Origin of the sequence: Pantoea vagans, assembly GCF_004792415.1 — a bacterium.
GTDB lineage: Bacteria > Pseudomonadota > Gammaproteobacteria > Enterobacterales > Enterobacteriaceae > Pantoea > Pantoea vagans.
Map to the genome: position 1 here is coordinate 1609661 of NZ_CP038853.1, position 14763 is coordinate 1624423.

Consider the following 14763-nt stretch of genomic DNA (forward strand, 5'->3'; position numbering starts at 1 on the left):
AGAAATTTTTGGTTCTGATCGGGCGCATAAGCGGGTTTACTCAGGGCATCAACTGATGCGGAGATCCCGAGATGAAACAGAAACTGATAGCCTGGTTTGAACAGCTGCTGAGCGGCCCTGTGGCGAGTGAGCGTGTACATGATATTAATGTCGAACTGCTGCTGCCACTGAGCCAGCTGTATGGACTGGAATATTATCCGGCAGTGCATCGCTACCATGAAAAATAATGGTTGTTGTGTTTTATCCGGTTAAAGGCCCGCTACTTTGCGGGCCTTTTTGCGTTTGGGGCAGAGTGTCATTTGAACCCTCATGTCTGATCACGAAGATATCGCCATCACTGCTTTTAAACCTGTTAATACCTACGTACTGCTATAAGAAACAACAATCCCGCGCGTATAAATATTTATGCATGCAGAACAATACTTTCATTCCCTTAACAATCAAAAAGAGCGGCATCCTGCGAAAGTTGCAAGACAGCTGTGAATTTGATCTAAGGATTAATTATTTACCGAGAATTTCACTTTTTCTGAAATTACATCTTTTTTTCAAGTCAATAAGGAACTTCTGATTGTTAAGGTGGTAGTCTGCACGCCTGTCCTTACACAAAACTTACAATAAGTGCCGTTAATACTTCGATGAAAATGCCTCATACAGGGAAGTGGCTGGTTTTCGGAGCCAGTTTGTTTATCAGCAATCTCATGGCTGCGCCGGTTACGCCCGGTGATCTTGACCTTATTCAGAATCAGCAGCAGCAGCGTCTGCAACAGGATCAGCAGCAGCGCGACGCGTTAACGCAGGCGCATCAGGTTGAGTTGCAACAATCAGTGCCGGTTCCTGCTCATGGTCCCTGCTTCGATATCGGCCAGATTACCCTGCAACAGGCGACGTTAATTACGCCAGATAAGCAGGCGAAACTCGTCGCGCCTTATATCAATCAGTGTCTGAGTCTGGCGCGCATTAATCAGCTGGTACGCGTGATATCAGAATGGTACGTCCAGCGCGGCTATATCACCAGCCGGGCCTTCCTGACAGAACAGAATCTCTCTCATGGGATTTTAACGATTACGGTGCTGGAAGGCAGGCTGGAAGAAATTCGGTTGCAGGGTGCCCGTTCACGTCAGTTGAAAATGGCATTCCCGACCGGTGCCGGTCGCATTTTAAATTTACGCGACATTGAACAGGGTATGGAGCAGATAAACCGGCTGCGTACCACGCCGGTTCAGATTGAAATCATCCCGTCAGCTAAGCCCGGTTATTCCATTGTCAATCTGACCAGCACACCTGAATTCCCGCTGACGCTGGGGCTGAATATGGACAACAGCGGCCAGCGAACGACAGGCACGGGTCAGCTTTCCGCCTCGCTGGTGGGTAATGACCTGCTGGGTATTGCCGATCGCTGGTTTGTCAGCGGTGGTCGCAGCAGTGCGTTCAGCGACTGGCGTGACGCGCAAAATTTCCAGGCGGGCGTCAGCGTGCCTTATGGCTATGGGCTGCTGGATTACAGCTATAGCTGGAGCAATTATCACAGCCGCTTTAACGCCAATAATTTCGACTGGTATAGCTTCGGCGATAACATCTCTAACCGCCTGAGCGGCTCATGGGTGCTGTTCCGCAACGGGCAAATCAAAACCGGCGTTCAGCTCGGGCTAAACCATTATGTCAGCCATAACTGGCTGAACCAGACGCTGTTGCAAAGCAGCAGCCGCAAACTGACCAGTCTGCAGATCGGCTTTAACCATACACAAAAAGTCGCGGGCGGGGTGGCCACGCTTAACCCGATGCTGAGTCGCGGGATGCCCTGGTTTGATGCCGAAAGCGACAGCGGTAAAAATGACGATCTCCCCAAAGCTCAATTCCGCAAATGGAGTGTCAGCAGCAGCTATCAGCGTCCGGTGACGCAGAAAATGTGGTGGCTGAGCAGTCTGTATGCCCAGTGGTCACCCGATCGGCTTTATGGCAGCGAACGTTTGACGATTGGTGGTGAGAACTCGGTTCGCGGCTACAAAGAGCAATATCTTTCCGGCGATGTTGGCGGCTACCTGCGCAACGAACTCAACTACACGCTGTTTACCCTGCCGGCCATTGGCGAGGTCAGTACCACGCTGGCGCTGGATGGTGGATGGCTTCAGAGCGACAAACAGGATCGCTACGCCGCTGGCACCTTGTGGGGCAGTTCGCTCGGACTGGGTTCCCGAAACGCGCACGTCTCCACTCAGCTGTCGCTGGGCATTCCTGTCAGCTATCCGGATTACCTTGCGCCTGATCGCCTCAGTGTGTACGCGCGTATTGGACTCGTTTTTTAAATAAAGGCCCCGATTATGGATGATCAATTAACGCTTTCACTGCCGCGTCGTCTGCTGAGCTATCTCATCTGCTCACTGATCGCTTTTCAGCCCCTGCTGCCTGCCTTTTCAGCCGCGATTACGCCTGCTACACCGGGTACCCAGGTCGATGCTGCCGGTAATGGCGTGCCGGTTATCAACATCGCGACGCCAAATGCGTCAGGTCTGTCGCACAACCAGTATCAGAATTACAACGTCGGCCAGGAAGGGCTGATCCTGAATAACGCGACCGACCGGTTAACGCAGACGCAACTCGGTGGACTCATCCAGAACAACCCGAATCTGAAAGCGGGGCAGGAAGCCCGGGCAATCATCAACGAAGTGGTCGGGGCCAATCGTTCGCAGCTTCAGGGCTACACCGAAGTGGCGGGTAAAGCGGCCAACGTTATGGTCGCCAACCCCTACGGCATCACCTGCAACGGCTGCGGCTTTATTAATACGCCAAACGTGACGCTCACCACCGGTAAGCCGCAGCTGGATGCACAGGGCAATCTGCAATCGCTGGAAGTGACCAAAGGTGCCATCAGCATTGAAGGTAAAGGGCTGGATGGCAGCCAGGCTGATGCGGTCTCGATTATCGCGCGCGCAACAGAAATCAACGCGGGCATTCATGCCAGAGATCTCAATGTCACGCTGGGCGCAAACCGGGTTGGCGCAGATGGCAGCGTGACACCCATTGCGGGCGAGGGTGCTGCGCCCTCCGTCGCCGTCGATACCGGTGCGCTGGGCGGCATGTATGCCAACCGTATCCATCTGGTCTCCAGCGAAAACGGCGTCGGCGTCAATCTCGGCAATCTGAATGCCCGGCAGGGCGATATGGTGCTGGATGCGCAGGGTCGCTTAAGCATCAACAATAGCCTGACCAGCGGCACGCTGACGGCAAAAGGCAGCAGTATCGCCCTGCAGGGAGAACATAAAGCGGGTGGCAATGTCGCGCTGACTGCGCAGCAGGATATTGCTTTAACGGGCGCAAAACTGGGTAGCGACGCGGCGCTCGACCTGAACAGTCAGGGGCAGATAACGCTTAAAGGCAGCAGCCTGACGGCAGGCCAGACTGCCCGTCTTAGCAGCAATTCCCTGGATATTGATAACAGCAGCAGCGGCAGTGCGGCAGACGCGATGCAGCTCTCTGCCACCGCGCAGCTACAGAATAGCGGTCAGATGACAGCGGGAAAGAAACTTGATCTTCAGGCCGCGCAGATCGTCAACAGTGGCAGCCTGATCAGTCAGGGTGACCTGCAGGTTCGCACCAGCTCGCTGCAGCAGCAGGGTATGTTACTGGCTCAGGGTAATAACAGTGTCGTTGCCGGACAGCTCAGCAATGACGGTGAGATCAGTGGCAGCAGCCTGAACATTCAAAGTGGGGCAATCAATAACGGGGGCAAGCTGTTAAGCCGCGGCGATGCGCTGATCACTGCAGACAGCATGCAGCAGCGCGGCACCCTTTCAGCCAGCAAAACTAACCAGCTTAACGTTACCGGCACGCTGAACAACAGCGGTGAAGTGAGCGGGGGCAGTCTGAATATTTACAGTGGATCGCTGCTTAACAGCGGGAATCTGCTGGGCAGTCAGCAGACAGATATTACCTCTGGCATCCTGCAGCAGGATGGAACGCTCTCATCCCAGGGCAAACTGCAGCTGAAAGTTGCCGATCGGTTAAGTAATAGCGGTGAACTGAGCGGAAACAGCCTGGATATAACCAGCGGCACGCTCGACAACAGCGGAAAAATGATCAGCAGCGGCGATGCCCTGCTCACCGCTAATCGTCTGAATCAGGACGGCACGCTCTCCGCGCAGGGGAATGCAGCGTTTAATATCGCTGACACCTTCAGCAACAGCGGCAATATGGTCAGTCAGCGTCTGCAAATTGATGCCCCGACACTGATTAACAGCGGCGAGATGGTGAGTCATGGCGATGCTGTGATGAACGCCGATACGCTGCAGCAAAACGGCTCGCTCACGGCCCGGGGTGACGCGCAGCTGACCGCCCGTGGCTGGCTGGAAAATCAGGGCGCCATCAGCAGTCAGAACGCTCTCATCCTGAACAGCGCGCAGCTGCGCAATACAGGTTCATTAACTGCACCTAATCTGACTCTCAACGCCGGGCAAATCACTAATAGCGGCCTGCTGCAGGGCACTCAGCTGCTCTCCTTCCATACCGGTCAGATGGATAACCTGGCTGCGGGTACGATCAGCTCTGACAACGACTTTGCCCTTGCGCTGCCACAGCTCAATAACAGCGGATTGATCACCAGCGGCAAAACACTGACTGTCACAGGCGACCAGCTGAACAACAGCGGAGAGATCAACGCTGCCAGCCTGAGCACCACACTCAAAAACTTACATAATCAGCAGGGCGGTAAATTGCTGGCAGATGAGCAGCTCCGGTTGCAGGGCGATGCGCTGATCAATCAGGGAACGATGGCTGCCGGCACGCTGAACAGTGATGTTAGTCAGATCACTAATAGCGGGACGGTCCAGGGCGACAAGGCATTGTCGTTGCAGGGCAGCGCGTTAACCAACAACGGCACGCTGCTGAGCGCAGGCCAGCTGAATGTGCAACAGCAGACGCTGGATAACAGCGGACTGATGCAGGGTAAACAGCTGACAGTGAAGGCTGACCGCTGGCAGAACAGCGGCAATGCCCTGAGTGAGACTGACGCCGATCTGCAGAGCGATACCTTGGTCAATAGTGGCAAAATTCTGGGGCAGCAAGGCATCGCACTGAAATCTGACCACACCGATAACAGCGGCTGGCTGATTGCACAGGCGCTGACGCTGCGCGGCGATATGATCAACAGCGGCCTGATCCAGGGAAATCAGCAGATTACGCTGCAGGGCAACCAGCTGGACAATCAGCAGGGCGGCCAGTTGCTCAGTGACGGCACGCTGGACGGTGACTTTGTTGCTTTAAATAACCATGGTGCAATGCAGGCCGGGGAGATGACATTTAACGCGGGGACGTTGCAGAACGACGGTACCGTTCTTAGCGAAAAAGCATTCACCGCTGTGATTAACGGTGCGCTGACCAACAGCGGCAGTCTGCTCAGCCAGCAGCAGATGAATCTGCAGGCAGCGGAGATTGATAATCAGGGCACACTGGCGGCGGATAACTTCAGCCTGCATGCGCCAGTGCTCAGCAATGCCGGTCTGCTTCAGGGCAACAGCACCTTAACGCTGGATAATCAGCAGCTGCATAACCTCAATGGCGGGCAGTTGATCGCCGGAGGACCGCTGACGCTGACCTTAGATCAGCTGGATAACGACGGGCTGCTGCAGGTTAACGGTAAGCTTGCGGTCAACGGCAACCGTCTCAACAACAGCGGACGTTTGTCGAGTGACAACCTCACTCTTCAGATTGGCGATACGCTGACGAACAGCGGGACGGGTCAGATCGTAACCGGTCAGCAGGCCGATCTGCACGCACATACACTCAGTAACAGCGGTCAGATTGCGGCACAGCAGGTCAGCGCCAGCGGCAATACGCTGGAAAACGGCGGGCTGCTGCAGGGCAACGCGCTGCTGGATCTCGGATTTGCTCAGACCCTCAATCACAACAATGGGCAACTGCTGAGCGGCGATCGGCTGATCGTCAGCGGTGGCAGCGCGACCAATGATGGCAGCTGGCAGGGTCAGCAACTCGACGTCACGCTGGATTCGCTTACCAATCGCGACAGCATCAATGGCATCAGCGGCTTGCGCGCTGACATCACCAGCGATCTGATCAACAGTGGCTCGCTGGTCAGTCTGGGAGAAAGCGACCTGAATGCCAGCACGCTGAGCAACAGCGGCAAAGTGATGGCGAACCGGCTGGGGCTTCAGACCACCAGCCTGAACAACGACGGTCTGTTACAGGGCAATACGGCGCTGACTGCTCAGGCCGATAACATCACGCAATCTGCTGGTGGCAAAACGCTGAGCGGCGGAACACTGACGCTCAATGCAGGCCAGATCAACACTCAGGGGCTGCTGCAGGGCGAGCAGGCAACGGTTATTGCGGATAACTGGCTGCATCAGGGATCGCTGCTGGGCAGCAAAGATCTGAACGTCAGCATCAGCAATGAGCTGCATAACACCGGCTCTCTGCTGAGCCAGGACAAAGCCCAGGTTGCGGCTGGCACGCTGAACAATAGTGGCTCACTGCTCAGTGAAGGGGCGATGACGCTGAACGGTGCCGCGCTGAATAACAGCGGTTCGGTGCAGGGTAAAACCCTGACTATCACACCCGCCAGCGTGATGAATCAGGGCAGCCTGATTGGGTTGCAGGCATTAACGTTTGCGGCAATGCCACAGGTGAGCGGGCGAATGCTGCTCAGGGCGCTGGCCGCACCAGCACGTCAGCTGATCAATAATCAGGGCGGATCGCTGCTGACGCAGGGCACGCTGAACATCAACGGCGATGAAGTTGTGAATAACGGCAGCTGGCAGGGTCAGCAGATCCTGCTGAATGCACGGCAACTGACCAATAATGGCGCGATCCAGAGTGCTGATGCGCTGCAACTGATTCTGGCGGACCGCCTTGATGCGGGCGCGGGAAGCAAGATTTCGGCCAATGGTACGGCGGCGCTACAGGCACTGACGCTGACCAATCAGGGCGAATGGATTGCCAGAAACCTGACGCTGCGCGGTGACACGTTAAACAATAATGGCGCCGTGACCGGTGTCGAGGCGCTGACGGTGGGCCTTAACGGTGCTCTGACTCAGCAGCAGGATAAAACGCTGCTCAGCGCAGGCAGGCTGACGCTTCAGTCATCGTCGCTCAGTAATGCCGGACGCGTGCAGGGCGGCGACCTGCAGATCACCAGTGGTGCGGTGGATAACAATGGGCGCTTACAGGGCGACAACAGCCTGCTGATCAATGCCGGTGGGCGCATCACTAACGGCGGTAACGGTGCCGTGATCACCCAAAACGCCCTGACGCTGACCACGCCGGAACTGTTCAACTATGGCCTGATTCAGGGCAGTGGCAACGGTGTCGCGACGATAACCGGTTTAACGCAAAATGATGGCCGGTGGCTCTCAGGCGGCGCGCAGACACTCAATACATCGCAGTTGAATAACAACGGCTGGTTACAGGCGTCGCAGCTGATTCTCAATGCGACCAATGCCAGCAACAACGGCACACTGCTGGCCGACGGTCAGGGCACGCTGACCGGCAATGGCTTCAGCAATCAGGGCACAGCCCAGGGCGGCAACCTTGAGATTAATTATCAGCAGGTAAATAACAACGGTACGCTGCTGGGTAACAACCGGCTAAGTGTGATGGCCGCTCAGGTCGGTCAGCAAGGTAGTGGTCGTCTGTTTAGCGGCGGCGACCTGCTGGTTCACAGCAACGGCTTTGACCAGAACGGTCAGGTGGTGGCACTGGGCAACGCCACGCTGGACATCGCAAATGGCTTTACCGGCCGCGATGTACTGGCGGCGGGCGGGCGACTCACCGTCAGCAGTAATGGCGCGATAGATAACCAGGGCACGATGCAGGGCGGGGCGCTGACGCTGAGTGCAGGCGGCGATCTCACCAATAATGGTCAGCTCACTACCGGTTCGGGTGATAGTGCCTTAAGCGGCAACCGCATCGCCATGAACGGAAATGGCAGCCTGCAGGGTGGCGGTAACATCAGCCTGAATAGCCGCAGTGACATCACTGTTGATGGTTTTACGGGTACGTTGGGCAATCTGATGCTCAGTGCACCGGGCAGTATCGTTAACACCGCGCTGCTCTATGCGGGCAGCAATCTCTCGCTGTTTGCTAACAGTATTCGTAACCAGCGTGCCGATATGCTGGCAGGCGGCAGTATATGGCTTCAGGGCGATGCCGCAGGGAATGCCAACGGCGAGGTGATCAATAACTCCGGCACCATCGAAACGCAGAACGGCGATATCACGATTAATACGGGGCATTTACTGAATACGCGGGATGGGTTGCATGTAACTCAGACAAGCACGTCCTCACCAACCCGTGCAGGTGTTGGTGATGCAACGATGAAGATCACCATCTGGCAGTTAGCCGTGGGGGACTATGGTTACTACAACGTCACGACCACCACGCCAAGTACAGGTGGCGGTGGCAACCACTCTGGTTGTGGTTGTTCAGGCGGATCGACTGTTTCCAAAGATTATTATGCCCCTACTAAAGAGGCAGCTACCCAAAAGTTTGCACTTTCAAGTACTACGGTAGATGTTGTCAGTAATGGCGGTGCAGCGCGAATTGCGTCAGGTAGCAACCTCAATATCAACGCAGGGACACTGGATAACCAGGCCAGCAACTTACTCGCTAATGGTAATGTCTCGCTTTCTGGCGGCCAGCTTAATAATCAGAGCTGGCAGTCAGGAACTCAAAATGACAATGTTGTTTACGAATATAAAGGAGCGATAGCAACCGGAAAAATTGGTGCTGAAAGAACCAGGAATGGCACAAAAGGGAGTGAATTTACTTACACGCTGACCGGCCATGAAACTACCTTTACACTTGGCCAACTCTACCGCGCCGTTATTCAGGCCGGCGGCAACGTTTCTGCTAACTTCAGCGGCGATATCAGCAATACCAATACCACCGCGAATGCCGGCTGGAGTGGTAATACACTTTCTGCTCCAGCCCTGCGCGGGTTGACTGCCATAGGCACCGCTGTCGCGCAATCTCAACAGCCGCTGGCAACTGCCGATAAAGCCGCAATCAATACGCCGCAATGGCGCGATCAGCTCCAGAATGCGCTGCAGCAGGTCAATGGTGCAGGTGCGCTGGAGAGCACATCATCGGGCAGCGCAACGCTGACGCAATATGCTGCTGCAGGTAAAAACACTGCAGCACTGGGTAAAGCCATTAATCTGACGAATGCTCCTCAGGGTCCTGCATCGCTGCATAACTATAAGGCCGCTGAGGTCGATATCAGCGCCTATCCATTACCTTCAGGTGAGAACGGCTACTTTGTCGCGTCGAACAACAATAGCCGCTATCTGATTACCGTTAACCCCAAACTTAACGGCCTTGGCCAGTTGGATCAGAGCCTGTTCGGCGAGCTGAACGCAAAACTCAGCAAACAGCCTGCTACCACGCCATTACAGGAAACACGTCCTCAGTATACCGATGAGAAAGCTTTCCTCGGCTCCTCATACATGCTTGATCGTCTGAACCTGAAGCCAGATTATGATTATCGTTTTCTCGGCGATGCGGCATTTGATACCCGCTACGTCAGCAATGCGGTACTGAATCAGACCGGCAACCGCTACATCAATGGCCTGGGATCCGATCTCGCCCAGATGCGCTATCTGATGGACAACGCGGCGGCGGCGCAGCAGTCGCTGGGACTTGAGTTTGGTGTTTCACTCTCTGCTGATCAACTCGCCTCGTTAGACAAGAGCATGATCTGGTGGGAAGCCACCACGATCAACGGTGAAACCGTGATGGTGCCGAAGCTCTATCTGTCGACTAAAGATGTGGAAATGCGCGATGGCAGCGTGATTGCGGGGAACAACGTGACGCTGAAAGGCGGGAACGTCACCAACTCCGGCAGTAGCGTGATGGCCAAAAACGATCTGACCATCGACAGCCAGAATACGCTCAGTAACCTCAACGCTGGTCTGCTCCATGCGGGCGGCGATCTGCAACTTAGCGCGTTGAACGATATCAACAACGTCAGCGCGACTATCAGCGGTAAAAAGGTGGCGCTGGAGAGTCTTAATGGTGATATCAACAACCTGACCACGTCACAGCTCTGGCATCTGGATGCAGGCAACGGCAAAGGCGTACAAAAATCCTTTACCGAAACCCTGAGCGGACCAACGGCGAGCATCACGTCACTGGATTCGCTGAGCCTTAAGGCGGGCAACGATATTGCTGTCACCGGCGCGAACCTTAAAGCAGGTAGCGATCTGCTGCTGAACGCATGGAATGATATTGCCATTACCGGCAATCAGAATGTCACTGGCAGCGAGCAGTCCGGTTCCGGAAATCGCTGGCAAAAAGTTGATGCGACCAGCACTAAGACCGTTAATACGGTCGGCAGCCAGATCGCTGCAGGCGGCAACATGACGATGCAGGCGGGCCACGATCTGACGGTTACCGCCAGCGGCATCAACGCCGGTAAAAACGCGGCGCTGGCAGCCGGTAACGATCTTAATCTCAACAGCGCGACGACCAGCCAGAATGATGTGCAGGGTAAACGAGAAACTCATTCAACCGGTCTGGATCGCACGACGCTGACCAGCGGCGGCAATTTAGCCCTTCAGGCCGGACGCGATCTTAATAGCCAGGCGGCAGGCCTTGCCGCAGACAAAGACGTCACCTTACAGGCAGGGCGTGACGTCAATCTGCTGGCAGCTGAAACGGGTTCTGGTAATAGCTACAAATCCGGCAAAAAGGTTGAGATTAATGAGTCGGTACGCCAGCAGGGCACTGAAATTGCCAGCGGCGGCAGTACGACGGTGAAAGCGGGTAGGGATGTTAACAGTGAAGCGGCTCAGGTTACTGCCAGTGGTGATATCGCAGTGGGTGCCGAACGTGACATCAACCTGACGACTGCAACTGATAGCGATTATGCCTACAAAGAAGAGACCAAAACCAAAAAAGGATTCTTAAGTAAAAAGACCACTCATACCATCAGCGAAGACAGTGATACCCGTGAAAATGGCACCCTGCTGAGCGGCGACAATGTCACACTTAATGCGGGCAACAATTTACTGGTCCAGGGTTCACAGGTCGCAGGAGATGGCACCGTAGCGCTCAAAGCCGGTAACAACGTGGATATCGTTGCTGCGACCAATACGGATTCAACCTGGCGTTTTTCAGAAACTAAAAAAAGCGGCCTGATGGGAACCGGCGGCATCGGCATCACGGTGGGCAGCAGTAAATCGGTCCATGACTTACGTGACAAGGGCACCACTCAAAGCCAGAGCGCCAGCATTGTTGGCAGCACGGGCGGTAACGTCAGCATTGTTGCGGGTGGACAGGCTCACGTCAGCGGCTCAGATCTGGTGGCGGGGCGCGATCTCGCTATTACCGGCGACAGCGTAATCATCGATTCGGGCCATGATAAACGGACTCATGATGAACTGTTTGAGCAGAAGAAGAGCGGGCTGACACTCGCATTATCCGGTGCCGTCGGTGATGCCATCAACAATGCCGTTGCCGCCGCACAATCCTCGAAAAAAGAAAGTGATGGTCGTCTGGCAGCTCTGCAGGCAACAAAGGCTGCGCTCTCTGGCGTTCAGGCGGCCCAGGCCAGCCAGCTGGCGGAAGTGAGTGCCGATCCCAGCAATGGAATTGGCGTCAGTCTTTCACTGAATACGCAGAAATCCAAATCGCAGCAGCATCAAAGCACGGACAGCGTCTCGGGATCTACGATCAATGCCGGCAATAATCTCGCGATCACTGCCACAGAAAAAAATAACAGTGCGCACAGTGGTGATATTCAGATTGCCGGAAGTCAGCTGAAAGCAGCAGGCGACAGCAGTCTGAATGCGGCTAATGATATTTTACTGACCGGCGCAGCGAATACTCAGGAGAGCAGCGGTAAGAACAGCAGCAGCGGCGGCGGTGTGGGCGTCAGTATTGGTGTCGGCCAGGGCAGTGCAGGCATCAGTATTTTTGCCAGCATCAATGGTGCTAAAGGCAAAGAGAGCGGCAACGGCACGCGATGGACTGAGACCACGCTGGACAGTGGCGGCAGACTCAGCCTTATCAGCGGGCGGGACATCACACTGGAGGGCGCCCAGGTCAGCGCTGACCAGGTCATCGCAAACGCAGGCCGCGACTTAACCCTGACCAGCCAGCAGGACAGCGATCGTTACGATTCAAAACAGACCAGCTACGGCGCGGGCGGCAGCTTTACCTTTGGTTCGATGACGGCTTCCGGGTATGCCAGCATCAATCAGGATAAAATGCACAGCAACTACGACAGTGTGCAGGAGCAAAGCGGTATCTATGCCGGTAAAGGCGGCTTCGATATCACCGTCGGCAATCACACGCAGCTTAACGGTGCAGTGATCGCCAGCCAGGGTGATGCCGCAGACAACCGTCTGGATACCGGCACGCTGGGCTTCAGCGACATCGGTAACTCTGCTGATTATAAAGTCAGTCACAGCGGCGGCAGCATTGCGCTGTCGAATGGCGCTGGCATGGGTAAACAGATGCTTGCCAATGCCGCCTCCAACAGTGCCAGCACACTGTTATCGGGTCTGAATAATAAAGGGCACGCCGAAGGCACCACCCAGGCCGCCGTGGCAAATGGCACAATCATTGTCCGCGATCAGAACAGGCAGACCCAGGACGTATCGGCGCTCAGCCGTGATACCGAACATGCCAACGACAGCATCAGCGCGATCTTTGACAAAGAGAAAGAGCAGAAGCGACTTCAGACCGCTCAGTTAGCCGGTGAAATCAGCGGCCAGATGACAAATATCGTCACGACCATGGGCGATATCAAAGGCCTTGAGAAAGCGCAGAGTGCGAAGAACGCCGAGACGCTGCCCGCCGATGCATCGGAAAAAAGACGGGGAGAATGGCTGGAGAAAATGCGTGATTCGCCAGAGTATCAGGCGGAGATGAAGCAGTGGGGTATCGGCAGCACCTCGCAGAAGGTTGCACAGACGGTCGGCAGTATCCTGACGGGGCTGGTAACCGGTAATGCAGGTCAGGCGGTCGCAGGCGGCCTTAATCCGTGGGCAGCGCAGCTGATTAAGAAGGAAACGACCGACGCTTCCGGCAACGTTGACGTGGCAACCAATGCCATGGCGCATGCGGTGTGGGGTGCGGTATCATCACAGATGTCCGGGGGAAGTGCGGCGGCAGGTGCGGCGGGAGCGTTCAGCGGCGAGCTTGCCACCCGCTACATCGCAGAGAAATACTGGGGCGCGGACACACCTGAGAAGATAGCGGCACTGGGGCAGGAAGACCGAGAGCAGCTGAGCCTGCTGGGCACGCTGGCGGCAGGACTGGCGGGCGGCATGGCGGGCAACAGCAGTGCTGCGGCGACGAGCGGTGCGGTCGCCGGGAAGAATGCGGTTGAGAATAATGCGCTGAGCGTCCAGCAAAACCAGGATCGGGCCAACGAAATGACCCAGTGTCAGGGTGATGCCTGCAATGCCGTTATTGAAAAATATAAGAAAATAAATGCTGAGCAGCATGACAGCGTGGTGAACTGCTCCGGTGCTAAGGACTGTGTTGATAAAGCGAATGATGTTGGCAGGTTGCAGGCTGATTATGCTAACCGTACCAGTGAGTTGCTGGAAAAAGCCCGAGCTGATGGTGGTCTGAGTGCGGCAGCACAGAACGAGCTTTCCTTCCTTCAGGTAACGACGATCCAGCTTGAGGCGGACAGAAATGCAGCGATTCATAATGCGTTGATGTCTGGTGACTCGGAAGAGGCGAAGCAGCTTGCGATTAACTCGCTGGCACAAGTAGTAGGAACCAGTGCTGCGGGTATTGCTGCTGGAATCGGGAAAAGTAAAGGAAGCGCGATGCCTGTTCCTACCCCAACCCGGGCTGAAAATGGCTTGGTTTATCAATCGAATGGTAAACATACGCCCGGGCAAGCCGGTTATAATAGAAACGCTGGAACAGAACCTACAAACTCTATTCAGTTGTTTAGTAATTCAGTAGAGAATGGGAAGAAAAGGTATGCATTGGACGAGAATGGCAATGTACATCAGTTTACGAATACAAATGATGGTTCGTGGCATTGGTCAGGGAGCACGGGAGATGCATCAGTCCCAATCAAAAAAAGCGATATACCCAATGCTGTTAAAAAAGAATTCGGGTTGCCTGGGAAATGGAGATAAATATGATTTTCGGTGATCCATATCGGTTTGCTATCTGGATAGAGTGTATTCCTCAATGGAGTGAATCCTATAAAAATGGTTTTTTTTATTTTTTTATAAATGGACATATGTATCCAGAAGATATAAGAACATCAACATTATTTGTTGATATTAATGATCTTATTGATGAAAAAAATGCTCTGCTTTCTTTTCCATGCAATGATGATATTTTCAAGGCCACTACAATTGAAGCTTTTAATGCCTTATTTAAACTGACATACCCAGAATCGACACAAGATGATGAATATCCTGAGCAGGTGTTAGATTTTTGCGTATCCCCTACAATAATCAATGAATCAGGGGCGTATTTTTTTGCTGTTTCAAATGAAAGTTTAGTGAGGATTGTTGGGGGGAAAATAACTGAGTTAGTTGATGGAGAAAACGGAAGATCATGGGAGGACATAAAACAACCAAACCTTGAAGATATTACCATTCCAAAAAAAGAGATAAGTGAAATTATTGCGAGTTTGAAAAAATATTCGTCTGATTTACTTTAGTTATCGTTTTTAGTTTGGTATGAAGTGCCTGCCGGGATGCTTAGTTATAACGATGCACTCAGTTACCTTCTGTACGGTAAAGATGTATCGGAACTATCAGCCGATGACAA

General features: G+C 54.3%; 4 protein-coding genes. All 4 read left to right on the top strand.

What is annotated here, in order from left to right:
• The first annotated feature begins 71 nt into the window (after positions 1-71).
• The 4 genes from EGO56_RS22275 (at position 72) to EGO56_RS07435 (ending at position 14653) form a co-directional block, all read left to right on the top strand.
• Positions 72-227, top strand: coding sequence for a hypothetical protein (locus EGO56_RS22275; protein WP_010670871.1), 156 nt, complete (start codon positions 72-74; stop codon positions 225-227).
• Between the two features lie 408 nt (positions 228-635).
• Entirely contained in the window at positions 636-2303 is a 1668-nt protein-coding gene (locus EGO56_RS07425; protein ID WP_135908292.1) for a ShlB/FhaC/HecB family hemolysin secretion/activation protein, read from the top strand.
• A 15-nt stretch (positions 2304-2318) separates the two neighbouring features.
• Positions 2319-14117, top strand: a complete 11799-nt coding sequence (locus EGO56_RS07430) for a hemagglutinin repeat-containing protein (protein WP_238349008.1) — start codon at positions 2319-2321, stop codon at positions 14115-14117.
• Between the two features lie 2 nt (positions 14118-14119).
• Positions 14120-14653 (top strand): immunity 42 family protein, encoded by a 534-nt coding sequence (locus tag EGO56_RS07435; protein ID WP_135908294.1) that lies wholly within the window; start codon positions 14120-14122, stop codon positions 14651-14653.
• Positions 14654-14763 lie beyond the last annotated feature (110 nt).